Here is a 23,228-nt window from a genome sequence, read left to right on the forward strand (position 1 = left end):
CCTTGATTCTAATTATTCATTTTCTGAGCTTGTTTCACTTTGGTATCTTGAATTTTTAGACCATTCTTTTCAGCTATATTTATAATTCTTTCCGGCCTACTCAACTCTTTCAACTCATAGCTAAGTTGATCATTAACAGCTTGTTGTAACTTGACTTTGCTTTCTAATTGTTGTAATTCTCGATTAACCGTATCCGTTGATGAAGAAAAAGAAACCATATACAATCCTGCTACAATTATACATACCCCAATTATGGAATAAATTAATTTTTCTCCTTTTGTAATCCAACCCTGCTTCTGCACTTTAACAGGTATGGATTGCTCCTTCTTCGGTGTCTGCTGCGGTCTAATTTGTTCCCATGATCTAGCATGATTTACACTCATTATTTTCTCCACCCTTCTTCATACCTAAAATGTGGTTTCCAATCAGATATTTTTTCAATAATACGCAGCTTAGCAGATCGTGATCTTCGGTTAACCTCCAACTCATGCTCATTAGCAATAATTGGTTTTCGGTTAACTAGCCGAAAAGGTGCTTCATTAGCTTCCGGTAAAATAGGCAAGTTTCTTGGTGTAGCCTTTGGTGTACTCCATTTTTTAAAAGCTTGTTTACAAAGTCTATCCTCTAATGAATGGAAGGTAATTACTGCAATTCTTCCACTAATGCCTACAACTCTTGCAGCTTGATGTAAGGCATCGTTAAACACACCTAACTCATCATTTACCGCAATTCGTAAGGCTTGAAATATCCTTTTAGCAGGATGTCCCCCTTTACGTCTAGCGGGTGCAGGAATACCTTCTTTAATAATTCCCACTAATTCATGTGTCGTGTCTATCGTTTTAGTTTTCCGATAGGCTTCTATTTTTCTGGCAATTTGTTTGGCGAATTTTTCTTCACCATATTTAAAGAAAATTTTCACCAAATCATTATACGACCAGTTATTTACGATCTCATAAGCGTTCAGATCTTTTGTTTGATCCATTCTCATATCAAGTATTGCATCATGCTGATAGCTAAAGCCTCTTTCTCCCCTGTCCAATTGAGGAGAAGATACACCTAAATCGAATAAAATCCCATCTACTTGGTCAATTTGATGCTCTTCTAGAGCTTCTTCTAGCCTGCTAAAATTAGAATGAACAAATAATATTCGATCTTTATATTCCGCTAATCGTTCTTTTGCAGCCTGTAATGCATCTAAATCTTGATCAAAAGCTATTAGTAATCCGTTTTCGCTTAATCTTGAGGCAATTTGCTCAGAATGCCCTCCACCCCCTACTGTACAATCAACATACGTACCAGTTGGCTTGATCTCCATTCCTTCAATTGTCTCTGTTCTTAAAACACTATAATGTTCAAACATTGAAACACCCATTTCTATCGTTTGCCGCCTTCATGATGTCAAATGTCCTCTCTAGTTGATTAGATATCGAAGTCCATTAGGTTCTCTGCAATTTCTGCAAAGGATTCTTCTGAGTCTGTCACGTACTCTTCCCAATTCTCATTCGCCCAGATTTCAATGCGATTTGAAACACCAATCACGACACATTCCTTTTCCAATGCAGCGTAACTGCGTAAATTCTGCGGAATATTTATTCTTCCCTGTTTATCAACTTCGCATTCAATTGCACCAGAAAAGAAAAATCGCGTGAATGCTCTGGCGTCCTTCTTAGTAAGTGGGAGTTTTTTTAACTTTTCCTCCAATAGTTTCCATTCGTCCATTGGATAAGCAAATAAACATTTATCTAGTCCACGGGTCACAACAAAGCTTTCCCCAAGCCCCTCACGAAACTTAGATGGAACAATCATTCTTCCTTTAGTATCAATGTTATGTTGGAATTCACCCATGAACATATAGTCCACCCCACCTTTGTATATCCAATATTACCACATTCCCCCACTATTCACCACTCATATTTAAAAAAACATAAAAAAAAAGCTGTTTATACAGCTAAAAGCTAACGGTAATAACAACGGAAAAAGCTGTCATATCAATATATGACAGCTTTTTTATACGATGGTGGTAATTAGTGGGAGAATAATTGCCTTTTTATACATAAATAATATAATGATCAGTTGTAAATTGATAGGAATGATTCATTAATTCACTTATAAAGCCTAAACCATACTTATTAATCCAAGGTAATACATTCCAAACACGCTCTTGTAAACCATTTTCTGGATGTAATACTATATTCATCAAATCAAATGCTTTTAATTCTTCCTCATGTTTTGATCGTAGTGCATTTATTAACTTACTCTCCAAAAAGGATACATCTGCTTTTAAAAATTGCAGATTCTTATTAGCTAAATCACCTAAATCGCTTTGCATATCAATCGCAACTTCCCTCAAAGGCAAATGCGCCCTTTCAACATCTTTTTTTACTTGTTCAGCAATTTCTTCAATAGCTGGCTGATTCTTCTGAGCGAACCAATGTTCTTTAAGGTGAACAGTGCCATGATTTATTGCGTCTTCAGCTGAAATTTGAAACTTGTGCATTGTTTTCTCTATATGACGTTCTACAATCGTTAAAGATAGCCTTGGTAAGACAGGTGGCATCTTTAACTGAACCGAATGAAAGGCAGATTTTAAAGAAGCCCAATAACCTATTTCTCCTGGTCCTCCGATAAATGCCAAGCTAGGAAATAAAAACTCTTGCATTAATGGACGAGTAACTACGTTGTTACTTAATAGATTTGGATTTTGATTAGCAATGTATACTAGCTCGTCAGTAGTAAGCACTACCTCATTTTGTTTCCCTTGCCAGTCACCATTTTCCATACGGCGTAATAAAATTCGCTCTCCATTTCTGTGAAAAAACAAGTGACCATCCGATTCTTCCACATCAAGAGATAGAGAATAATTTAATTCATTCAATTCCTTAATCGTTGCATGTACACCCTTACTGATCTCGGGCTGTTGTTTAATCATTTGCACAAAGTACTCTTTTTCCAGTTCACGTACGCGATCATCACCCGAGTCAATGAGTACGACACCTTCATTTGGAAAAAGGGCAAAAATTATTTGTGCAAAAAAATCAACATAGCTAGCAGAATCATTCAAGCAATGCTTCATTTGCTCATATAATTCTTTTGTATAGTTTGTTTCTTTTAGATCTTTAAATAACTGCTGTAACCAAATTGCACTTTGCTCTTTATTAATCTGCAAATCAGATAATGAAATTTTGTCCCAAACCTTATGTTGCACCTTATATTTTTGTAAATGCTGTTGTTGAGGAAGGTAAATATGATTTACTTCATCAAAATCATGGTCTTCTCCGGCGATCCAAAAAATAGGAATAACTGGAACACCGAGAATTTTTTCTTGTTCCCTAGCAAACTGTATAATTGAAATAATCTTATTTATCGTATACATTGGACCCGTCATTAATCCTGCTTGTTGTCCCCCAATTACAACCACACTGTCATCCGCTACTAACCGTTCTATATTTTCCAATGTAGATGGAGGAGCGTTCCAGCCTTGGTTCAATTCATGCAATACCTCACATAAACTTTCTCGTTGAAAAGAACGTTCCATTAGTTCATCATATCTTTTATCAAAACTGCCAAATGGAGCATAATCAAAAAAAGATTGAATTTGCTCGTCGTTATTTCTATAATCCTGTATTAATTTATTCCGTTTCTTCAAAACGATCGGGTCAATCCGCATAGATCCCATGCTCCTTTATATGTAATGTCCTTTTTGTATTGTACATAAAAAGAGCGTAAATTTCATGCGATCTGTTTTGCAAGGTACAGTTAGAAAAAAATTCGCTGAATAACTCCTAGTAAAACAAGTAAGGCATATAAAAAACCGAAAATCAAAAATGAAATCCGTAACATAATTTTAAAAGCCCTCGCAAAATTAACCTCCGTTTGCATACGCCACTGTAAAACAATAATGGTAGTGATGAGTACAAGCAAAAATGTAATTATAATGCCAATAACATTGAAATTAAAAATAATTGACCCTATTACACATACAGATAGGATGTAAAATATTGTTGTCCAATGAACTGCAACATGTAAAGCCTTTAAGGGGTGTATACCTGAAGAACGAGCAATGTAATACAATATCCCAGTAGCAAATAGTGGAACTGTTACTAACAATGCAATGAAATAGCTAAGTACATTAATCATTTATTACCATTTCCCCCGAACTGTTCATCGTTAAAAACGCTAAATAATTCTTTTATTTTCATATTGTTCCTTTTATATTATAATAAATATATAGAAAATCCAAAATAATTGTAACAAAGTAAATGACAGCAACGATATAGAGGGGGAACTTTTATGGAATCCGTGAAAGTGGAAAAACTCATGATCAATTACAAAACACTTGAAAAATTTAAACATTTCAAGGAATATGGCAATCAAGAATTATCAATGCTGGAAGACCTAGAAAATAATATGATCGAAAATCAAAATGACTCGCCATTCTACGGGATTTATGTTGGGGATAGTTTAATCGCCAGAATGAGCCTTTATAAAGTAAAGAAAAAATACGACTTTTATTTCGAACCACCTCAAGACTATCTAACACTCTGGAAGTTAGAAGTTTTACCTGAATATCAGGGAAAAGGGTATGGTAAAGTACTTGTTAATTTCGCTAAAAGTTATCAATTACCTATTAAAACGAATCCTCGTATTAACTCCCACGGCTTTTGGGAAAAAATGGGATTCCAAAAAGCGCATTATGAAATGGAAAGAGACTTAGGCGAAAATCCTTTAATATGGATGCCTGAAGGGGTAAAAGAGCAAGAAAGTTCAAATTAAATTGAAGCTAAAGACATGAATGTAAAATTGCATTCATGTCTTTTTATCTCGCATATAACTGGCATTAATACCCCCACTTCAAGCAATAAAGTAAAACCAATATGGTAAGTGCGGGATAAACAAAAACCCCCACTGATTGAAGTTTCACTTTATCTGAATTTGGCTTTTGTTTACATTATATAAAACATAAAAAAGGCTTTAAATTATCTACTTATGCGCTAGACAAATCAAGCGCAATGAGTTATCTGTTTTTATTACTTATCCTGTGAATCCGTTTTTACCCAACTCCATAATTTACCCATTTCTTCCCAAGCATTTTCATATCGCGTAAGTTTCTCTTTTAGATGCGCATTTTCCTTCTCTAAATGCTCCGCATATTCTTTATCATTCTTGATATCTTCTGTTTTTTGTGTTGAAAAATTGGATCTCATCTTTTCTAATAGCAGAATCGCAGTTTCTATCGTATCTCTTTCTTGAATTTTAGGCTCAGTAAAGCTCCATATATCCTTTCTATTGCCAAGCTTTCGTTCCTCTTTCGCTGTTTGAATTGCATCCTGATATTGTTTACGAATTGTCGCATTCCAACGAAATCCACATGCAGCTGAAGTTCTTGATAATTTTTTAGCTACCTCTTTAAAAGCTTCTAATTGTGTTTTTCCATCTCGTATATAGCGCAGGACCGTTTCTGCTAACAACACATCCTCATCTTTAGTCCATGCATCTTGTCGAGTTGCATTCATAACATCCCTCCTTATACATTTGCTATCAATGTATGCAAAAAATAGGAGTGATAGAATAAAGTATTATGTATTTTTAACAGTTTTTTTAATTATTGTACAAATAAAAGTAAAAATAGAGGGTGCGCTTATCTAGTGAAATCCTTTCCTATATAACAGGTTCCAGCTAACTTGGAGTGAAAATAGACAACCATAGATTCCATAACTACCTGTTGATTATATAAAAAACAGATCACAATTTGTGATCTGTTTGTAAGCTATGATTATACTTTATTAGTTACTTACTACTTCTTTCCCGTCATAATGTCCGCATGATTTACAAACATAATGTGGTTTTGTTAATTCACCACAATTTGAACATTCTACCATGCCAGGTACGTGTAATTTTTTATGAGTACGACGTTGATTTTTAACTTTTTTAGAAGTTCTTCTTTTAGGTACTGCCATGACTTACACCTCCTTCATAGAAGATAAGAAAACCGAGTAGAATGATGTTAGTCTTTCTTCTCGTCATCTTTCAACAATGATTCCAATTTCTTAAAACGCTTATCTATCGTCTTTTCTTTTTTTTCTTCTGAAATAAACTCCCAACCTTTCCCTTCTGTAGGGGACTTCATTTGGTCATTTGTTTCATCTGAAAATACTCGATACGGAACCTCTAATAGAATATTTTCCTTTATAAGCGGGGTTAAGTCAAGTACTTCCCCATCAATCGGATGTATTTCTTCTTCCGCTTCATCTTCAGTAACGTATGGTGCAGTAGTAAATACTTCATCTGCATGAATATCAAACGGATACGGGACATCTACTAGTGTTCGCGCACAAGGAAGTATCATCTCTCCACTAATCTCCAATGAAAAAATGATTTGGTCTCCTTGAAAAAAACACTGTCCATGAACACGAACTGGTTCAATTTGACGAATATCGTTATTCATTGTCTCCAGTTCAGAAACATTTACTTTTTCATCAAAAGTGAATGGTTCATTATAAGCACTTTTCTTTAATTGAGCTAATGCAAATTTCAATATAATCACCTCAAGGCAACAAGAGTAATTTTAAAAGAAAAAAAGACTTTTGTCAACATATTTTCTTTACAGAATACAAAACTAATTGATTAGCTATATCCTTTATATAGAGTGTTCCCGATCACTCCTATCACTAGTCATCATAACAGTAGACCAAATGCGAAATAATCTATTTTTTGATACAATAAAGTGACACTTTATTCAAAAGTGTACTACTTCTGAATGTTAGTTGAACCAATCGGGCTTCTACGGGCAATTTCCTCTACGTGTTATTACTTTTTCATCTAGATTTACTGCCCAGGTTACCGGTAATAAAGTGAAACTTTATTTGAACTAGGAGATGATGAAAATGGAAGCATGTGGGCTAGTAGTTGAATATAATCCATTTCATAACGGGCATGTATATCATATACAGGAAGCTCGAAAAATAAGTCAGGCAGAATGTATGATAGCCGTGATGAGTGGGTCCTTCCTACAAAGAGGAGAACCAGCAATTATGGATAAATTTTATCGTGCAAGAGCGGCCCTAAGCAAGGGAATTGATTTAGTAGTTGAGTTACCATATCCATTCGCTGTGCAAAGCAGTGATTTATTTGCTAAGGGAGCAGTTTTAACCTTAAGCGAATTAGGTGTATCTAGCTTATGCTTTGGTAGTGAATCAGGCAATATTGACAATTTTATAAACAGTTATCACAGATTAAAAACAAATCAACAAGACTATCAAAACGTTCTTAGAGACCAGTTAAATTCCGGAATATCTTTTCCAGAAGCTAGTAAAGCAGCATACCGTCATATTAGCTTATCTACTGATGAAATGGATTTAACCAAACCAAATAATATTCTAGGGTTTAGTTATGTAAAAACCATTATGGATCATAATCTCCCGATTAGACCATTAACTGTCCAACGCTCCCAAAGTGGTTACCATGATGAAACAATTTCAGGATCAATTGCCAGTGCAACCAGTATACGAAAAACTCTAACAGAAAGAAACACGATCACACATGAAATTAGTAACTCTATTCCTGATACAACAAAAATGGAATTAGAAAATTATAATCAACGCGCTGGAACTTGGCATGTTTGGGAAAATTATTTTCCATTTCTACACTATCGTGTAACAACTATGTCGCTACAGGAACTTTCTATGATTCAAGGTGTAGATGAAGGGCTTGAACATCGATTAAAAAAAGCTGCTAGGAGTGTTCATTCATTTGGAGAATGGATGCAGACGCTAAAAACAAAGCGTTACACATGGACACGATTACAACGTATGTTCGTACATATATTGACGAATACCAAAAAGAAAGAAATCGACATCTTATGTAATCCATCCAAGATGGCTTACGTTCGTGTACTTGGATTTAATAAAACGGGGCAAGCTTATATTCATCAACAGAAGAAGAAAATAGATGTTCCTCTTATTCAGAAGTTGGGTCGTACCATGCATCCGATGTTAGAAATGGAAGAAAGAGCAAGTGATGCCTATTATAGTATTCTTGCTCCAGATGTAAAATTAGCTCTACGTAATCAAGAAATCCAACCACCGATTAAAATATTATAATAGCATTAAAAAACAAGACCTATCCTCTAAAAAATCTAGGTCTTGTTTTTTATTTACTTCAACTGCTGTAAATAATCAAGCGCATCTTCAAATGTATCAACAGGGACTATTTTCATATCTGTTTCTATTTCCGCTGCCTTTTTACGTGCGATTTCATAATTTGTCTCACCATTACCTGCCTCGTTTGGAGCAAAAAAGATATCCGCACCTTCTTTATCAGCAGCAACCACTTTTTTATCGATTCCCCCGATTCGATGTACGTTACCGTCATAGTCTATTTCGCCCGTACCTGCGATTTCATAACCCTTCGTCAAATCCTCTTCCGTTAATTGATCATAAATTTCCAAAGAGAACATGAGTCCTGCACTAGGACCACCTATCTTCCCGCTAGAAAAATGTACTTGAGGGTTTACTGAAACCGCACGATCAGTTACTAATCGAATACCTATTCCAGGCTTATTACCTAAATCAGCTAATGATTCGAGTGTAATCTTTACAGACATCTCTTTTTCGTCACGAACGAAATCTACAGTAATTGTTTCGTTAGCCTTTTTTTCTTCTACGTAATGAATTAAATCATTCGCTTCTTTAATCTCCTCTCCATCAATTCCAATAATTCGATCTCCCATTTGTAATTTCCCATCAGCAGGCATATTTTCAACAATTGAAACAACGTATACGCCATTGTAATCGATTGATATATCTTGATGTGCAGCTTTATATGCAACTACAGTCGATGCTTCTTGTGAATTTTCCATCATTTGCAATTGAGCATGCATATACTCATCATCTGTTATACCATCGGGGAAAACTTCTTCAATAGGAACTATTTGATGATGAGGTAGCACCTTTGCCAATATGTATTGTACTGGTGTAGCTTGTCCGCCACTAACTGTAACAAGATGCATATCTCCCTTACTTTCATAACCTTCTTCTACTTCAACAATTGGATTGAGCGCATCTGCACCACCAGGCTTATAAATATAAAATGGAAGCTGATATGCCGCTAAAAAATAAACAGCAACTATCATTAGAAGTAAGCTAGCCAAGTATTTTTTTGTCATTTCTTTACCCTCCACTATGTTCCACTAACACCATCTGTTTTAAAAGTGTATGGCATAAATTCGCTAGGTATGTGCGTATATTTATATAGACTTGTACATCGCATTAGGAGAACGCGCTTTCTCCTAATGATATTCCAATTCTACTACTATCATACGAATAAGTACAGAGCAAGGCTAACAATTAGGAGGCGCAACATTGTCACAAATAGTTAAAACAATCCTTCTTTCTGGGACAACGGCATTTATCGCATTTTCACTAATACAATTTTCAGATCAAACATTTGAAGCCAGTATCCGTGGCTTAAGTATTTGGTGGGAAGTGGTATTCCCATCACTATTACCTTTTTTTATAACTGCTGAACTACTAATCAGTTTTGGTGTCGTGAAATTTATTGGCGTACTATTTGAACCAATCATGCGCCCTTTATTTAATATTCCAGGTGTTGGAAGCTTTGGATGGATTATGGGGATGGCAAGTGGTTATCCTACTGGCGCCAAAATCGCAAGTAGACTAAGAGAAGAAAAACAATTAACACAAATTGAAGCTGAAAGATTAGTTTCATTTACTAATGCCTCCAGCCCATTATTTATTTTTGCAGCAGTATCTGTTGGTTTTTTCCACGATACAAAACTAGGAATATTACTAGCTGCTTGTCATTATATTAGTAATGCATTTGTTGGTATTTGTATGCGATTCTATGGAAAAAACAAAGAAAAACAAGATATGATGAGAAGGGAAGTTCGTGGGAGAGTATCAATCGTTAAAGCATTTAAAGATATGCATGAAACAAGATTAATGGACAATCGACCATTAGGAGAAATTCTCGGAGATGCTGTCCTTCATTCTGTTAAAACACTAGTAATGGTTGGTGGATTTATCATTTTATTTTCTGTGCTTACAAAGTTATTCTTTTTAACTGGTATATCCACATTCATATCTGTATTTTTCCAACATATTTTACAATTATTTTCTATGTCTCCCGAATTTGGTTTACCTCTATTATCTGGACTTTTCGAGATAACAATTGGTGCGCAGAGCATTTCAGGAATAACAAGTGATACGCTTCTAACAAAAGCTATCTTAGTAAGTTTTATTTTAGGTTTTAATGGTTTGTCGGTTCAAGCACAAGTTGCGAGCATACTTGCAAAAACAGATATTCGTTTTGCGCCTTATTTTTTTGCTAGAATTCTTCATGGAATGATTGCTGCCATCCTTACTATCGTCCTTTATAAACCGTTATATTTGAATAAACAAGCATTTGATTCCGATCATATCGCTGTATCGCAAGCCGTTCATGAAAATATTTGGAATAAGGTATTGGAGAAAATAATAACATATGGTCCAATCATTACCATCATTTCCCTAGGAATTTCTATTATTATAATTGCTATTCGACTAAATGCTGCAAAATAAAGCGATGGTTAGCTGTATAAATAAAAGCGCAAGCGCTCGATTAGAAACGCAGCGACTGGAGCGAGTCAACGGAGATAGAGGATTCACGCCGATGATGACTTAGATTAGGGCGATTCATGGGCGCTCAAAATACGAATAATCATGTTATCAATAGAAGTATCATCGCCACACCGTGAAACTATACGCGCTTTCCGCGGGAACGGTCTCAGCTAACTTGGTAAAGAAAAACAAGTTACTAAGTGGATCTTCGGACTCGTGCTGTTCCCGCCGGAGTCTCGCTTATTTCAGGTGCTAAATGAATAATTCTAATCAAAAAACGAACGATAATTAATTTCAACTAATTATTGTTCGTTTTTTATTGCTTCTTCATTCTTTTGTCCATTAATTATACTTTTGCTCTAATGCTGCTTCTACAACATTAGGAACTAGATCACTAACATTCGCTTTATACTTCGCAACTTCTTTCACGATACTTGAGCTTAAAAATGAATATTGGTTATTTGTCATCATAAAAAAAGTCTCGATATCTTCATTTAATTTCCGGTTCATCGAAGTAATTTGCATCTCATACTCAAAATCACTTACAGCTCGAAGACCACGAATAATTGCCTGCGCATTTTTTGACCTTGCATAATCCATTAATAGACCATTTGATGAATCAATAGATACATTTGGTAAATCTGCTGTACATTGTTCCAATAAGTTGATACGTTCTTCTACATTAAATAAAGGGGCCTTTGATTGATTATTGAATACGGCTACAATAACCTGATCAAAGATCTTTGCTCCTCGTTGTATGATATCTAAGTGTCCATACGTCACAGGATCGAAACTGCCCGGACATATCGCCAATCTAGTCAAGATAAGCGCTCCCTTCCTCATTCATTTTATAAATGGTGATTCCTATCGTACCACCATAATGGGTTTGTTTTACTACGTTTAAATATGGGTGATCCGATGGCAGTTTTTCAGACATGTCATGCTCACAATATATCCAAGCACCTTGTTTTATAAGCCGAAGTTGAATCATTTCGTTGATTAACTCTTCATAGTTTACCTTTCCATAAGGAGGATCGAGTAAAACGAGTTGAAAATCCAGTTCACGTTTAGCTGCGGCGTGAATTGCACGAAATGCATCTGCGCGGAAAATTTCCACTCTATTTTCCAACTTCAGTTGTTTACTATTTTCATTAATGGTATGTACTGCCTTTGGGTGTTTGTCTACGAATACAACCTTCTCCACACCGCGGCTTAATGCTTCAAATCCAAGCGAGCCGCTACCTGCAAAGAGATCTAATGCATTCCCACCCTGAAAAAATGGACCAATCACTTGAAAAACTGCTTCCTTTACTTTATCAGTTGTTGGCCTAGTTGTCTTCCCTGGTACAGCTTTTAGCTGCCTTCCCTTATACTCACCAGCTATTATACGCATTATTCCACCTCGATTTTACCCTATTCGACATTTATCCTACCACAAAAGTATGAAAACGAAAACAAGAATTCATTGAAAAAATTTTTTAGCTAGGTGTATATTATCCTTATGATCGACCATACTAACATAATGAGACAGCTAAAGGTTAGCTTGGTTGTTTCAAAACACGGAGAAGACTTACTCTTCCCCATAAGTTCTTCTTCCGGTTTCTCCTCTCCCTTTGCCTTTTTGTTTTCTAACAAGAAAACAAAGGGACCTGTAGAATCATTTCTGCAGGTTTTTTCTTTTGTATAAGAGAATTGTTTCAAACGAAAAGCTGCGAACAATCAATTCGCAGCTTTTCCGTCATATCCCCATTTTATAATCATATTGTTTAGCCTTATCTGGTTTCGCATTTTCAAAATCAATTCGAACAAAAGGCTTGTAGGAGCGCTCAACCTTAGAAACAAAAGAAAGCCTTAATAATTTTTCTTCTACTTTTTCTATTTCCTCTTGATCGACATATAATACAGCATATTTCATTTTCTTTGAACTGTATAAAAAATGACCATGGCGCTTAATTTGCTTTAGATTCTTCATATGTTGAAACCAGACCACAATTCCTTGACGTTTTGTTCGCATAAGTTACCTCGCTAAAAATAATATACTTTTTCCATCATTTAAGATGCACATCCACATCCGCCACCGCTACCACAACCACATCCACTATCGGATAATGCAGCACCATCTTGTGGGGCTTTGACTTGCTCACTTACACTATGAGCAACATAATTACTAATTTCATCCAGCAATTTTTGTAGATTACGTTCAGCTATCTTAAAGGAAGCAACTTTATCATTCATGTCCATCTCCCTTTTTACTCTTCGAACTTCTTTCATAATCGCATTATAATCTGGATGATATCTACCGAAACGTTGAACATCTTCATAATGACTTTTTATATCTATAAATGCTTGTATAAGCCGTTGTGCATGTTGGTCCTCATCAAGTTCCTGCTGAGATCGATTATAGGCTTCCATAACGTCTGAGTCTAAAATCATTCTACCAAGCTGCTCAGACCGATCTAGAATATCTACATATTCCATTGTCGCAATCATCCTATCCACCTCCATCCTTATCTTATCACTTTTCCTGCTTTCTGAAAATAATTAATCCTTCATCGCTCCAGCAAACTGCATTAACATTCCCACCATTTGAATGTGATTATTTACTTTCTCTACCTGCTGAGGAAATGTTTTTCCATAGAAGCGTTTGGACTCCTTTCTCATGTCTTCGATAAGATTAGGATCTCGTGATAAATATCGATACCAGATAGGATTAAGTCTAACAAATCGTAATAATTCAGGATTTTGTCGTAAGTAGTTATAGGAATTCGGATCCATATTTTCACTCCTTAGTCGCGAAACCATCCCATTCTTTCATTTGGTTGTTGTGAAGAAGTGCTTTTATTTTGTTGAAATTGTCCAATAAGTTCTTGTATCGTCGTAATGGAGTCACTAAACTGTTCAATTTGCTTTTGAATTTTTTCTAGATCCATTGATTCTGTCATTTTCATTAACTGACTGAATAGCTCTGAATTTTTTTCCTTTTTTGCTTTTTCTTTTTGGGTTTTTGTTTGCGATTTATCACCCTTATATTTTTCCCAAAAAGGGTCATCTTCACCTAGTAATACCCATTTTTCATATGTTTCCTGCCATGGTCTACCACTTTTTCTTATATGCTCAATCAGCTTGGGATGTTCGTTGATAAATTGCTTAAATTCAAGGACTGAAGGGTGTAGTTTCTGGTCACTCATCCTCATCACCTCTTTTAATACATAGTCATATGCACTATTTATTCTATGCATAGGCATGATAGATGTGATTCAAAATCAGCAAGCGAAGCATTATAAATCTTCGCTTGCTTACAATTAGAACGCTTTTGCTAAGAAATTTTGTGTATAATATAAGCGGTAAACGCCTACCCCTAGGTGGGTATAATCATCACTCAGCAATGCCTTTCGATGCCCTTCACTATTCAACCATCCTTCCATAGCAGCTGCAGCATCTGGATATTGCGCGGCAATGTTCTCACCTGCTGATACGAATGAAACCTTCCCTTCATCTAACCGATCTTTTAAACCTCTTCCATCTAAACTAGAATGGGAAAAATAATTATTATCTGACATATCTTTACTATGCAGAAATGCTACTTCACCTACAGATTTTTCCCATTTTAACGTTGTTTTCCCTTGCTTATGTCGCATCACATTTGTTATATCAAAAATCTGTTGTTCCATACCTTCCTCTACCTTTGCCCATTGTTCGTTTGTTAAATCGGGCTGCTCAGGCAAATTCCCTCGGTACTGAAGCTCATAAGGCTGATGCTTTAATAACGTTTCCGCTTCTAACACTCGTACAGAGGATAATGTATTCGTAAATGTATCGAAATAGAGTTGCATAAAGACAGAATCGGATAATTTTACGAGTGGCCGCATTTTTTTATCTTCATCTTTAAGCATAAACGTATATGAAGTTAATCCATTTCGATAAGTTACTTCATCTGAAAAATTAAACTGTTTGCTTATGTTTTCATAAGACTCGCCCAGTGTAACAGGCTTTATGTTAATATTATTTCCAGTTGCATAGATTGTTTGAATTTTATCATCTGCCACCCCAAATTGCACATAGGTTTCTTTTTGATCCGTATAAACCCACCAAGTGTATCCGTAAGCACTTGGATCTTTTCTAGTAGGTTTTCCCATGCTTTGAATTAATGCATCGGTTGATTTACCAAACCATTGAAAAAGTTCACCTGCTAATGGAATTTCTTCCTTTTTCTCAGGTACAACTTTTGTTTTAAGTAATTGTTGCTTTTCTTTTACCGAATCATTAATTGATTCTATTGTTGCTTCCGGAGACATATCATTTTGCTCCAAGAAATAGAATCCTACTACCGCTAATAGAGATAAAAGTATGATGCTTTTAATAAATCGCATTATATAGTCTCCTTTTACGTTTTATGGTATATATATGATTCTAATATATAAATCATGCTATCTTCTCTATTATTTTAATGGTAATCATATAAAAAAATGCCAAGTTCGGCAAATAATTTCACTTTCAAAATACGCAAATAGAACCCATTACAACAATTTCAGTCCTGCGAATATCCAATAGTTATATTAGCAGTCATCCTGTAGGAATTTATCCTATTTTTCAATATGTCTTTTCAATTGCAAGTTCTTGCAATTCATACTAATATAGTATAGTGAGGACTATTAGGTGAGGTGGATAAAATGAGATTAGAAAATACAGGACTGGAAGACTTGGTTATTGATTTAAAGCCACTGGATCATTTAACTGCTAAACATGCTTTTATTCGTGCAGGTCAATGGGATTATGAACGTGTCACTTATGATTACCGAATGGATTCCAAAGAAAAGAATATTACATACTACATTCGAATTCAAGGCTATGCTGTTGAAGGTGATGTCGATCGTGGAAACGCCGTCATCAAACTAATGACACCTTTATTAGGAAAGCACTATTACCCGCATGGGGTTGAATATGGAGAGGAAGAAGGCTTTCCAGAAAATTTAGTTGAACGTGCAAATAACTTAGTTAGTAAAGTGAAATCTGAAATTGAACAATTCAACCAATAAATAACTAGCAGCCGACTACTCCTAAGTATGAGAGTAGCCGGTTTTTTTACACATTCCATGTATATATGTAACATAACATTTAGATATAAAAAGTATATAAGCCGTTGTGCATGGAAGTTTTTAGAAATATTATTCTGTTCAAATTCAAAAATAAATGCTATATTTTTTATATATTTGTAACTGTTTTTTCTAGGAAAGGAGCCATCGTAATAAGTTGTTTCGAAATATGACAAAACGCCATTGGACACTCATTTTTTTAGGTATATTCATCATTTTAGTTGCGATTTTTATTTTGCCCATATCAATACCTTTGATTGTAGCATTTGTTTCTGCCCTTTTCCTAAATCCAGTAATTCGACTAATTCAAAGAAGATTAAAAGTCAACAGAAAAATCTCAGTGACTATCGTTTTCTTACTGTTTTTAATCGTACTTGGAGTAGCAGGGACCTTTACTGTTACAAGGGCTGTCACACAAGTAGTTAATTTTGTTGAAGATGTGCCTTCTCATTTCAATGAATTGAACCAAATCTATAGGGAATGGGAAACAGAAGTTCAGCAATATACAGATGATTTACCATCTGAATTTGTTAATCAGGTATCATCTAGCATCGAAGCCAATTTGAATGCACTAAGTGAAACTGCTAAAGAGAAATTCACGCTTGATCGAATTGCACAAGTATTTGCAACGGTTCCTCAATACTTAATTAGTTTCATTGTCTATTTAATTGCTTTATTTTTATTTATGGTTGAACTACCATTGCTAAAGGCCAAAATGTATCACGTAATGACGAAAGAAACAGCAGAAAAAGTATCGTTTATGAACGCAAGGCTGACGAGTGTATTTTTGGGTTTCTTCAAAGCTCAGTTTCTTGTGAGCCTTATTATTCTAGCTGTAACATTGATTGGATTATTTTTCATAGCACCTGAAGTAGCGATTATTATGTCATTAATCATTTGGGTGATTGACTTAATTCCAATCATTGGTTCAATTGCCATCCTTGGACCTTGGTCGATATTTATGTTCCTAGCTGGCGATACTGGGATGGGGATTCAACTCGCCGTGCTTGCTGTTATCCTACTTGCTATCCGTCGAACAGTTGAGCCAAAAGTGATGGGACAGCATATAGGATTGTCACCATTAGCCACCTTAATATCCATGTTCATTGGACTAAAACTCCTAGGTCTATTCGGATTTATACTCGGTCCACTACTAGTAATCGCGTTTAATTCAGCAAAAGAGGCAGGTATTATTAACTGGAATATAAAAATATAAAAAGAGTTAGAGGCTTAAGCCTCTAACTCTTTTCTATGTTCCTAAAATTGCTTTTATTAAACTAGTTGTTTCTCCACCCTCATAGAGTATATATAGTAAAAGATAAACAATTACTCCGGTAGACGCGCTTAAAAACCAAATTATACTCGTAATCGGACCTATTTTTCTATGTACGCTGATCTTACGCTTAAATGCCAATACCAACGTTGTAATACCAAAAACAGCCCCCGTTGTAGCTAAGGTAATGTGAAAAATCAAGAAAATCGTATAATATATTTCAAGATCCTCTGGTCCTCCAAAGCTCGTATTACCAATAAAAATAGTTCTTGATATATAAATAATAAAAAACAGCAATGCACTAATTGCAGCGGCAATCATCGTTTTCTTGTGGCTTTTCGCCTCTCCTTTAACAATAAATCGCCAGCCAAAAGCGACTAATACTGCACTAAGAACAATAAAAAACGTACTAATAGTGGGCAATAAAGGCATAGAAAATATGTGCTCCCTTCTAAAAATGCATAAGTAACTCAGCAAACCTCAAGATTATGCTTTTATATTTTATCATATTTTGTTAAAGGCTAAAATCACGACGTCCTGATAAAGTCATTATGGACGAATCAGTTTTAGCTTATGCTTAAAAATACGGTTTCCATTTAAAATAGACTTACTGATACTATTTTTACAACATAATGTCATATTATTAGTATTTCAATTTTACACCAGTATAAAAAAATTCCTAAACACAACAAAGCCCCCACCTAATTACCAAGTAACTAGATAAAAGAGGTGAGGCTTAGGACTAAAATTGCAATCAAGTAAAGTGCTGAAAACAATATTAGTAATCTTTCTATAGGAATAAATCTTTGTTAATTTCTTATATCTGCTGGTATTGGATCGACTCTCAAGCTCTCTTGATTAAACCACTTAAAGAAAATTCTACCTAACAGAATACCATAGGTGATTTCCTGCATGATTTTCATAATAATCCCACCTAATTGCTGATCCTCAACGGTACTCATTGGGGAGAACATTTCAGGTCCAGAAATGGAAAAAGATATTCCCTCTAGTACCTCTCCCGGAACGCATAAAGCAAGCGCCTGTAACCAGGCTCCATCTTGACTATATGCAGCAAATAAAGGATGGTCTGCAAATATGATCAACACACATGCTGGAGTGATTAACACACCATTAGCAAAAATATACCCTATTTTCACTAGTGGTCGCATTGTATCCATTTCTTTAATTGGTGATAAGATTGGCCACCAAACAATGAAAGCTGCTGCAAGTATTACAAGCGAAATAGTTGTATGTGCAATCGGATTGGATTTAGCAAAGTCAAAGATTACAGGAATGTGATAGATGGAAAATAGTGCATTAAACAGGAGCAGTGAAATTAACGGTTTAGTTAATAAGTTAAAAAGCGGTTTAATAATTGGTGCTCCAATTACTTTTTTCCAAATCCAAGTTGGAATTCCCTTTATTACGAGTATAGGAAATACTAAGTAGTAAATTGCCATCTGTACCATGTGAGCAGTTAGCATAATATGTGAAAGCAAATCTATCGGTGCTCCCTTAACTACGTAAAGTAAAAAGATTGCGATATAGAACATAACTTGCTGTTTACCCGTCGGTTTATCAGTTCCACCAAATTTATGACGATATGGACCTGTAACTAAAAAGTAAGCGACACCCAATCCGATTACAAATAATAGAAAATACGGACTCCATAAGGCACGAAATCCGAAGATCTGTAATTCTAGCCACATTATTATTCACCTCTATAAAAGGATTGTCCTCACTATTATAACTGAATATGAATATTAACACACACTTATAATGTGACGACTTTTAGAAAACACTAGCATAAAGCAAGAACAAAAGCGTAGCGCCGAATAGAAACGTAGCGACTGAAGCAAGTCAACCGCGATAAAAGAATCACGGTGAGCTCGCGAGCCGATGATGGCTTAGATTAGGACGATTCATGAAGTAGCCTCGTTTCTGGGAGCTGGAACTGGACGTGACTTAACACGCGCCTATTTATCCACATGGGCTAATTTTATAATTTCCTAGACTAAGAAAAAGAGGCTGAGACAAAACACAACTTCTTTACTCAACATACGAATAATCATGTTATCAATAGGAGTATCATCGCCGCACCGCAAAAACATACTCGCTTTCCACGGACACAGCCTCAGCTAACTTGGTAAAGAAAAACACGTTACCAAGTGGACCTTCGGACTCGTGCTGTTCCCGCCGGAATCTCGCTTATTTCAGGTGCTAAATGAATTATTTTGATCAAAAAACGAACGATAATTATTTTCAACTAATCATCGTTCGTTTTTTTATTGTTTCTTCAATCTATTGTCTCAGCCTCTTTTATCCTACCACCAAACAATGGCTACTAATGCTGCTACCGTTAATATAGCAGCCCATATACCACCATAAATCATCATGGATGGAAACTCATGTCCCTTATCCTTCATATGCATAAAATAATAGAACTGAAATGCTACTTGAACTACTGCTAAAATTAGCAGTAGAGGAATAGCGAACATTTTATCCATTGCTTCAGTTGCAACAATAGCAAAAGCTATAATGGTAAATCCAATCATAAGAGCAAAAGTAATAAGTTGCTTCTTCATTTCTTCTTTATTCTTTTGCTTTTGGAACGAATTGATATTGGTGTTATCCGTCATGAATTAACCCACCTTTCCCATTAGGTATACAACCGTAAAGATAAATACCCATACGACATCAATAAAGTGCCAATACAAGCTGAATGTGTAATATTTTGGTGCATTATATAGGTTTAAACCACGCTTCGCATTTCGAACCATAATGGCAATTAACCAACTAAGCCCAAACGCTACGTGCCCTCCATGGAAACCTACTAACGTATAGAACGCTGAACCAAAAGCAGACGATCTAAACGTAAAATGATACTCGTGAATATAATGATAAAACTCATATATTTCACAAGCTAGGAATCCAATACCAAGAAATGCAGTGATCCCTAACCATAATTGCATTTTCTTAAAGTCATTGTTCTTCATATGATACATCGCATACACACTAGTAAGTGAACTAGTTAATAAAAGCATTGTCATTAGAAAAACAAGCTCTAAGCCAAAAATTTCTTCACCAGCAGGACCGTCTGCAGTTGAATTTCTCAATGCTAAGAAAGTCCCAAACAGACTGGCGAATAAAACTGTCTCACCGCCTAAGAAGAACCATAGCCCAAGGAATTTATTTTTACCTTCAAGGGTAGCCTTTTCTGGTTCCTGAGGCATCGTTTCTGGATTTAAGGAATGATCGTGACTCATATTAGTCAGCCTCCCTTTCAAGTTCTTCTTTGGTAATATGAAAGCCATGGTAATCTTTCAAAGAGCGAATAAGCATACAAGCTAGCGCAATACCCATACCGGCAAACACAGCTACTAACCATGCTTTTTGATCCACCTGATAAATAAATCCAAACCCTGCAATAAAGAAACCTAATGACATGATGAAAGGTAAAATAGATCCATCAGGCATATGAATGTCCCCAAGTGGCTCGGCGGCAGTCATTTCACCCTTACCTTCCGTTTTCTCAATCCATAGTGGATCAAGCCCACGTACAAGTGGTGTTTGCTTAAAGTTATAGAACGGTGGTGGAGAAGGAATAGCCCATTCTAACGTACGACCGTCCCAAGGATCCGCTGGAGCTTTTTCTCCTTTAACAGATGTATAGATGATGTTAATAACAAATAAAAGACCTCCAACACCCATTAACAGTGCTCCTATAGTACTAACTAGGTTACCTATATCCAAGCCTTGATCCTCTAAGAATACCCAATAGCGTCGAGGCATACCCATTAGACCTAAAAAGTGTTGAATAAAGAAAGTTAAATGGAAGCCGATAAAGAATAACCAGAACGATAATTTACCTAAGGCTTCATTTAGAATTTTTCCAAACATCTTCGGCCACCAATAATGTAAGGCTGCCAAAATACCAAATACTACTCCACCTACAATAACATAGTGGAAGTGAGCTACAACAAAATAAGAATCGTGATATTGATAGTCTGCAACAGCTGAGGCAAGCATTACCCCTGTCATTCCACCGATTGTAAATGATGGAATAAATGCTAATGACCAAAGCATTGCGGAATTAATCGTAATGCTACCGCCCCACATTGTTGCCAACCAGTTAAAGATCTTAATACCAGTAGGTACGGCGATCGCCATCGTAGCAATCGCAAAAATAGCATTAGCAACAGGTCCAAGACCCACGGTAAACATATGGTGTGCCCAAACCATAAAACCTAAGAATGCGATCAGTATTGTAGCAAATACCATGGCAGTATAACCGAATAATCGCTTCTTAGAGAAGGTTGCGAATATATCACTAAACACACCAAATGCTGGAAGTATTAAAATGTAAACCTCTGGATGACCAAATATCCAAAATAGATGCTGCCAGATAACTGCATTTCCTCCAAGCGAAACTTCAAAGAACGCAGATCCGAACATACGGTCAAACATTAATAAAAACAGTCCAACTGTTAAAGCTGGAAAGGCAAATAAAATGAGCACGCTTGTTACAAATGTCGTCCAAGTGAAGAGCGGCATACGCATATATGTCATGCCTGGTGCACGCATTGTAACTATTGTTACTAAAAAGTTAATACCACCCATTAATGTCCCTGCACCCGAAATCTGGAGACCTAGGATATAAAAGTCCACTCCATGACCAGGAGACGTGGTTGATAATGGTGTGTAGGCAGTCCAACCTGCATCAGGAGCGCCTCCGAGGAACCAGCTACAGTTTAAAAGAACCCCACCAAACATAAATAGCCAAAACCCAAGTGAATTTAAAAATGGAAAGGCTACATCTCGTGCCCCAATCTGTAAGGGCATAATAGCGTTCATTATTCCTAGCAATAATGGCATAGCTGCAAGGAATATCATAGTCGTACCATGCATCGTTATCATTTCATTATATAAACCTGCACTTAAAAAATCATTCTCAGGTTTAATCAGTTGTATACGAATAAACAATGCTTCAAGTCCGCCAAGTAGGAAAAAGAAGCCACCGCCGAATAAATACAAATGCGCAATTTTCTTATGATCGACTGTGGTTAAATAATCCCAAATAACAGCACCGAAGCCTTTCTTTTGAGCAGCTGCAATACTCAAATTTTAAACCTCCCTTTTACTTCTTCCACCCTTTAGTTTAATTAGTTTCCTGCACTCTCTGGAGTTATCTCAGATGGCTGCAATTGCAGCAAATACTCTGCGATATTACTTGCTTCTTCTTTAGATAGTTCAGGGTAATTATTCGTCATTTTGTTCCCTGGTTTTATGGATTCAGGATCCATAATCCAATTAACTAACTTCTCTTTTGTTGGTTCCAAAATACCAGCTATTCTAGAGCGATCACCAAAGTTGGTTAAGTTTGGACCTACCGCATTTGGCGAAGAACCAATAGCGTGACAGCTCATACAGTTATTTTCCTCAAATGCTGCCTTACCATCTTGAGCCACTGCATCTTGAGGCTGCGCTTCTGGATCAACACCTTGCATGTCTTCAACCCATTGATCATATTCTTCTGGACTAACAGCAATAACTTTAAAATCCATCAAGGAATGTGAAGGTCCGCATAGCTCTGCACATTTGCCCCAGTAAACCCCTTCTTCTTTTGCTTCAATATACATGGTGTTGACATTTTCAGGGTTAACATCCATCTTACCAGAGATACTTGGTACCCATAATGAATGGATTACATCTGATGATTGCATATTTAGATATACTTTTTCTCCTGTTGGAATGTATAAATCCTGACTTGTTTGAATTTCTTCACCAGCATAACTAAAGTGCCACCAGTATTGATTACCAGTAACATCAATGTTGATACCATCTTTTGATTTGGATGTATCTGCCAAATCAAATGTAGCAGCAACGGTTGGTACTGCAAGCACAAGCACTAAAATAATTGGAATAACTGTCCATACTGTTTCCAAGGTTTTGTTGCCCTCTACTTGCTTTGGTATGAAATTTTCCTGTCCCTTCTTTTTGCGAAAACGGACAAGTGTAATTACATAAACCAAAAATACGATAACAAACACAAATAACATAATAATTGATGATAGAATAATTAAATTCATGGAAGACTCTGCTCCATACCCTTTTGGTACAAGGGCAGTTAAGTTTTCTTTCCCACACCCAGCAAGGACAAGTGCAAGTAAACTTAAAAGGAATACAGATTTGAATTTTCCCATCCAACCTTTCATGTATCCATACCTCTCTTTCTTTTCTTGATGC

General features: G+C 36.0%; 27 protein-coding genes. 5 read left to right on the plus strand and 22 right to left on the minus strand.

Annotated features, from left to right (window positions below):
* Nucleotides 1-8 precede the first annotated feature (8 nt).
* The 5 genes from ftsL to RVS70_RS08245 all read right to left on the minus strand — a co-directional run bounded on the left by ftsL (nucleotide 9) and on the right by RVS70_RS08245 (nucleotide 4,137).
* Nucleotides 9-383, minus strand: a complete 375-nt coding sequence (ftsL, locus tag RVS70_RS08225; RefSeq protein WP_026680799.1) for a cell division protein FtsL — start codon at nucleotides 381-383, stop codon at nucleotides 9-11.
* A complete protein-coding gene (gene rsmH, locus RVS70_RS08230) occupies nucleotides 383-1,360 on the minus strand; it encodes a 16S rRNA (cytosine(1402)-N(4))-methyltransferase RsmH (RefSeq protein WP_026680798.1) in 978 nt (325 codons plus the stop codon). The genes ftsL and rsmH overlap by 1 nt, the downstream gene beginning before the upstream one ends.
* A 59-nt stretch (nucleotides 1,361-1,419) precedes the next feature.
* Nucleotides 1,420-1,851 (minus strand): division/cell wall cluster transcriptional repressor MraZ, encoded by a 432-nt coding sequence (mraZ, locus tag RVS70_RS08235; RefSeq protein ID WP_026680797.1) that lies wholly within the window; start codon nucleotides 1,849-1,851, stop codon nucleotides 1,420-1,422.
* A gap of 196 nt (nucleotides 1,852-2,047) precedes the next feature.
* A complete protein-coding gene (gene bshC, locus RVS70_RS08240; RefSeq protein ID WP_321132849.1) occupies nucleotides 2,048-3,667 on the minus strand; it encodes a bacillithiol biosynthesis cysteine-adding enzyme BshC in 1,620 nt (539 codons plus the stop codon).
* Between the two features lie 89 nt (nucleotides 3,668-3,756).
* A complete protein-coding gene (locus RVS70_RS08245; RefSeq protein WP_026680795.1) occupies nucleotides 3,757-4,137 on the minus strand; it encodes a DUF3397 domain-containing protein in 381 nt (126 codons plus the stop codon).
* 153 nt (nucleotides 4,138-4,290) lie between these two features.
* Between RVS70_RS08245 and RVS70_RS08250 the strand changes: the two genes are divergently transcribed.
* Entirely contained in the window at nucleotides 4,291-4,773 is a 483-nt protein-coding gene (locus tag RVS70_RS08250; RefSeq protein WP_026680794.1) for an N-acetyltransferase, read from the plus strand.
* A gap of 254 nt (nucleotides 4,774-5,027) precedes the next feature.
* Here the strand turns inward: RVS70_RS08250 and RVS70_RS08255 are convergent, their stop codons facing one another.
* The 3 genes from RVS70_RS08255 to RVS70_RS08265 all read right to left on the minus strand — a co-directional run bounded on the left by RVS70_RS08255 (nucleotide 5,028) and on the right by RVS70_RS08265 (nucleotide 6,535).
* Nucleotides 5,028-5,513, minus strand: a complete 486-nt coding sequence (locus RVS70_RS08255) for an RsfA family transcriptional regulator (protein WP_026680793.1) — start codon at nucleotides 5,511-5,513, stop codon at nucleotides 5,028-5,030.
* Nucleotides 5,514-5,783: 270 nt separating this feature from the next.
* The gene (gene rpmF / locus RVS70_RS08260; RefSeq protein WP_026680792.1) at nucleotides 5,784-5,957 is read right to left on the minus strand and encodes a 50S ribosomal protein L32; all 174 of its coding nucleotides are present in this window, start codon (nucleotides 5,955-5,957) and stop codon (nucleotides 5,784-5,786) included.
* Nucleotides 5,958-6,004: 47 nt separating this feature from the next.
* Nucleotides 6,005-6,535, minus strand: a complete 531-nt coding sequence (locus RVS70_RS08265) for a YceD family protein (protein WP_026680791.1) — start codon at nucleotides 6,533-6,535, stop codon at nucleotides 6,005-6,007.
* A gap of 349 nt (nucleotides 6,536-6,884) precedes the next feature.
* Between RVS70_RS08265 and RVS70_RS08270 the strand changes: the two genes are divergently transcribed.
* Nucleotides 6,885-8,099, plus strand: a complete 1,215-nt coding sequence (locus tag RVS70_RS08270) for a nucleotidyltransferase (RefSeq protein ID WP_166530037.1) — start codon at nucleotides 6,885-6,887, stop codon at nucleotides 8,097-8,099.
* A gap of 53 nt (nucleotides 8,100-8,152) precedes the next feature.
* Here the strand turns inward: RVS70_RS08270 and RVS70_RS08275 are convergent, their stop codons facing one another.
* The gene (locus tag RVS70_RS08275; protein ID WP_026680789.1) at nucleotides 8,153-9,163 is read right to left on the minus strand and encodes a SepM family pheromone-processing serine protease; all 1,011 of its coding nucleotides are present in this window, start codon (nucleotides 9,161-9,163) and stop codon (nucleotides 8,153-8,155) included.
* Between the two features lie 196 nt (nucleotides 9,164-9,359).
* On the opposite strand from RVS70_RS08275, the gene ylbJ reads away from it, so the two are divergent.
* Nucleotides 9,360-10,577, plus strand: a complete 1,218-nt coding sequence (gene ylbJ, locus RVS70_RS08280) for a sporulation integral membrane protein YlbJ (protein WP_026680788.1) — start codon at nucleotides 9,360-9,362, stop codon at nucleotides 10,575-10,577.
* Between the two features lie 381 nt (nucleotides 10,578-10,958).
* Here the strand turns inward: ylbJ and coaD are convergent, their stop codons facing one another.
* From coaD to RVS70_RS08315, 7 genes are all read right to left on the minus strand, one after another.
* A complete protein-coding gene (coaD, locus tag RVS70_RS08285) occupies nucleotides 10,959-11,438 on the minus strand; it encodes a pantetheine-phosphate adenylyltransferase (protein ID WP_121605044.1) in 480 nt (159 codons plus the stop codon).
* Nucleotides 11,431-12,009, minus strand: coding sequence for a 16S rRNA (guanine(966)-N(2))-methyltransferase RsmD (gene rsmD, locus RVS70_RS08290; protein ID WP_026680786.1), 579 nt, complete (start codon nucleotides 12,007-12,009; stop codon nucleotides 11,431-11,433). The genes coaD and rsmD overlap by 8 nt, the downstream gene beginning before the upstream one ends.
* A 345-nt stretch (nucleotides 12,010-12,354) precedes the next feature.
* On the minus strand, nucleotides 12,355-12,630 hold the full coding sequence (locus tag RVS70_RS08295; RefSeq protein WP_026680785.1) for a YlbG family protein: 276 nt from the start codon (nucleotides 12,628-12,630) through the stop codon (nucleotides 12,355-12,357).
* Nucleotides 12,631-12,668: 38 nt separating this feature from the next.
* Nucleotides 12,669-13,106, minus strand: coding sequence for a YlbF family regulator (locus tag RVS70_RS08300; RefSeq protein WP_026680784.1), 438 nt, complete (start codon nucleotides 13,104-13,106; stop codon nucleotides 12,669-12,671).
* Between the two features lie 51 nt (nucleotides 13,107-13,157).
* Nucleotides 13,158-13,391 (minus strand): YlbE-like family protein, encoded by a 234-nt coding sequence (locus RVS70_RS08305; RefSeq protein ID WP_026680783.1) that lies wholly within the window; start codon nucleotides 13,389-13,391, stop codon nucleotides 13,158-13,160.
* A gap of 11 nt (nucleotides 13,392-13,402) precedes the next feature.
* The gene (locus tag RVS70_RS08310) at nucleotides 13,403-13,804 is read right to left on the minus strand and encodes a YlbD family protein (protein ID WP_026680782.1); all 402 of its coding nucleotides are present in this window, start codon (nucleotides 13,802-13,804) and stop codon (nucleotides 13,403-13,405) included.
* 114 nt (nucleotides 13,805-13,918) lie between these two features.
* Entirely contained in the window at nucleotides 13,919-14,986 is a 1,068-nt protein-coding gene (locus tag RVS70_RS08315) for a CAP domain-containing protein (RefSeq protein ID WP_321132850.1), read from the minus strand.
* Nucleotides 14,987-15,286: 300 nt separating this feature from the next.
* Between RVS70_RS08315 and RVS70_RS08320 the strand changes: the two genes are divergently transcribed.
* Both RVS70_RS08320 and ytvI read left to right on the plus strand, forming a co-directional pair.
* Nucleotides 15,287-15,652: a YugN family protein gene (locus RVS70_RS08320; RefSeq protein ID WP_026680780.1), complete on the plus strand. Its 366-nt coding sequence runs from the start codon at nucleotides 15,287-15,289 to the stop codon at nucleotides 15,650-15,652.
* A gap of 214 nt (nucleotides 15,653-15,866) precedes the next feature.
* Complete coding sequence (gene ytvI, locus RVS70_RS08325; protein ID WP_205388502.1) at nucleotides 15,867-16,925, plus strand: sporulation integral membrane protein YtvI; 1,059 nt, start codon at nucleotides 15,867-15,869, stop codon at nucleotides 16,923-16,925.
* Between the two features lie 33 nt (nucleotides 16,926-16,958).
* On the opposite strand, the gene RVS70_RS08330 is transcribed toward ytvI, so the two are convergent.
* From RVS70_RS08330 to coxB, 6 genes are all read right to left on the minus strand, one after another.
* Complete coding sequence (locus RVS70_RS08330; protein ID WP_026680778.1) at nucleotides 16,959-17,414, minus strand: DUF420 domain-containing protein; 456 nt, start codon at nucleotides 17,412-17,414, stop codon at nucleotides 16,959-16,961.
* A gap of 377 nt (nucleotides 17,415-17,791) precedes the next feature.
* On the minus strand, nucleotides 17,792-18,691 hold the full coding sequence (gene ctaG / locus RVS70_RS08335; protein ID WP_121605042.1) for a cytochrome c oxidase assembly factor CtaG: 900 nt from the start codon (nucleotides 18,689-18,691) through the stop codon (nucleotides 17,792-17,794).
* Nucleotides 18,692-19,306: 615 nt separating this feature from the next.
* Nucleotides 19,307-19,621, minus strand: coding sequence for a cytochrome c oxidase subunit IVB (gene ctaF / locus RVS70_RS08340; RefSeq protein WP_121605041.1), 315 nt, complete (start codon nucleotides 19,619-19,621; stop codon nucleotides 19,307-19,309).
* 3 nt (nucleotides 19,622-19,624) lie between these two features.
* The gene (locus tag RVS70_RS08345) at nucleotides 19,625-20,248 is read right to left on the minus strand and encodes a cytochrome (ubi)quinol oxidase subunit III (RefSeq protein WP_026680775.1); all 624 of its coding nucleotides are present in this window, start codon (nucleotides 20,246-20,248) and stop codon (nucleotides 19,625-19,627) included.
* A gap of 1 nt (nucleotide 20,249) precedes the next feature.
* Nucleotides 20,250-22,103 carry a cytochrome c oxidase subunit I gene (gene ctaD, locus RVS70_RS08350; RefSeq protein WP_166530933.1) on the minus strand — a complete coding sequence of 618 codons (1,854 nt, stop codon included), beginning with the start codon at nucleotides 22,101-22,103 and terminating at the stop codon, nucleotides 20,250-20,252.
* Nucleotides 22,104-22,144: 41 nt separating this feature from the next.
* A complete protein-coding gene (gene coxB / locus RVS70_RS08355) occupies nucleotides 22,145-23,197 on the minus strand; it encodes a cytochrome c oxidase subunit II (RefSeq protein WP_121605039.1) in 1,053 nt (350 codons plus the stop codon).
* Between the last annotated feature and the right edge of the window lie 31 nt (nucleotides 23,198-23,228).

This window comes from Virgibacillus sp. M23 (genome assembly GCF_034190895.1).
Taxonomy (GTDB): domain Bacteria; phylum Bacillota; class Bacilli; order Bacillales; family Amphibacillaceae; genus Virgibacillus; species Virgibacillus salarius.

Excerpts from the sequence above, each read along its gene's own strand:
- coxB (WP_121605039.1), bottom strand. The coding sequence starts at position 23,197 with ATGAAAGGTTGGATGGGAAAATTCAAATCTGTATTCCTTTTAAGTTTA.
- ctaF (WP_121605041.1), bottom strand. The coding sequence starts at position 19,621 with ATGACGGATAACACCAATATCAATTCGTTCCAAAAGCAAAAGAATAAA.
- RVS70_RS08245 (WP_026680795.1), bottom strand. The coding sequence starts at position 4,137 with ATGATTAATGTACTTAGCTATTTCATTGCATTGTTAGTAACAGTTCCA.
- mraZ (WP_026680797.1), bottom strand. The coding sequence starts at position 1,851 with ATGTTCATGGGTGAATTCCAACATAACATTGATACTAAAGGAAGAATG.
- RVS70_RS08345 (WP_026680775.1), bottom strand. The coding sequence starts at position 20,248 with ATGAGTCACGATCATTCCTTAAATCCAGAAACGATGCCTCAGGAACCA.
- RVS70_RS08295 (WP_026680785.1), bottom strand. The coding sequence starts at position 12,630 with ATGCGAACAAAACGTCAAGGAATTGTGGTCTGGTTTCAACATATGAAG.
- bshC (WP_321132849.1), bottom strand. The coding sequence starts at position 3,667 with ATGCGGATTGACCCGATCGTTTTGAAGAAACGGAATAAATTAATACAG.
- rsmD (WP_026680786.1), bottom strand. The coding sequence starts at position 12,009 with ATGCGTATAATAGCTGGTGAGTATAAGGGAAGGCAGCTAAAAGCTGTA.
- RVS70_RS08255 (WP_026680793.1), bottom strand. The coding sequence starts at position 5,513 with ATGAATGCAACTCGACAAGATGCATGGACTAAAGATGAGGATGTGTTG.
- ctaG (WP_121605042.1), bottom strand. The coding sequence starts at position 18,691 with ATGTGGCTAGAATTACAGATCTTCGGATTTCGTGCCTTATGGAGTCCG.
- rpmF (WP_026680792.1), bottom strand. The coding sequence starts at position 5,957 with ATGGCAGTACCTAAAAGAAGAACTTCTAAAAAAGTTAAAAATCAACGT.
- rsmH (WP_026680798.1), bottom strand. The coding sequence starts at position 1,360 with ATGTTTGAACATTATAGTGTTTTAAGAACAGAGACAATTGAAGGAATG.
- RVS70_RS08320 (WP_026680780.1), top strand. The coding sequence starts at position 15,287 with ATGAGATTAGAAAATACAGGACTGGAAGACTTGGTTATTGATTTAAAG.
- RVS70_RS08330 (WP_026680778.1), bottom strand. The coding sequence starts at position 17,414 with ATGCCTTTATTGCCCACTATTAGTACGTTTTTTATTGTTCTTAGTGCA.
- RVS70_RS08300 (WP_026680784.1), bottom strand. The coding sequence starts at position 13,106 with ATGATTGCGACAATGGAATATGTAGATATTCTAGATCGGTCTGAGCAG.
- RVS70_RS08250 (WP_026680794.1), top strand. The coding sequence starts at position 4,291 with ATGGAATCCGTGAAAGTGGAAAAACTCATGATCAATTACAAAACACTT.
- RVS70_RS08270 (WP_166530037.1), top strand. The coding sequence starts at position 6,885 with ATGGAAGCATGTGGGCTAGTAGTTGAATATAATCCATTTCATAACGGG.
- RVS70_RS08315 (WP_321132850.1), bottom strand. The coding sequence starts at position 14,986 with ATGCGATTTATTAAAAGCATCATACTTTTATCTCTATTAGCGGTAGTA.
- RVS70_RS08305 (WP_026680783.1), bottom strand. The coding sequence starts at position 13,391 with ATGGATCCGAATTCCTATAACTACTTACGACAAAATCCTGAATTATTA.
- RVS70_RS08310 (WP_026680782.1), bottom strand. The coding sequence starts at position 13,804 with ATGAGTGACCAGAAACTACACCCTTCAGTCCTTGAATTTAAGCAATTT.
- RVS70_RS08275 (WP_026680789.1), bottom strand. The coding sequence starts at position 9,163 with ATGACAAAAAAATACTTGGCTAGCTTACTTCTAATGATAGTTGCTGTT.
- ftsL (WP_026680799.1), bottom strand. The coding sequence starts at position 383 with ATGAGTGTAAATCATGCTAGATCATGGGAACAAATTAGACCGCAGCAG.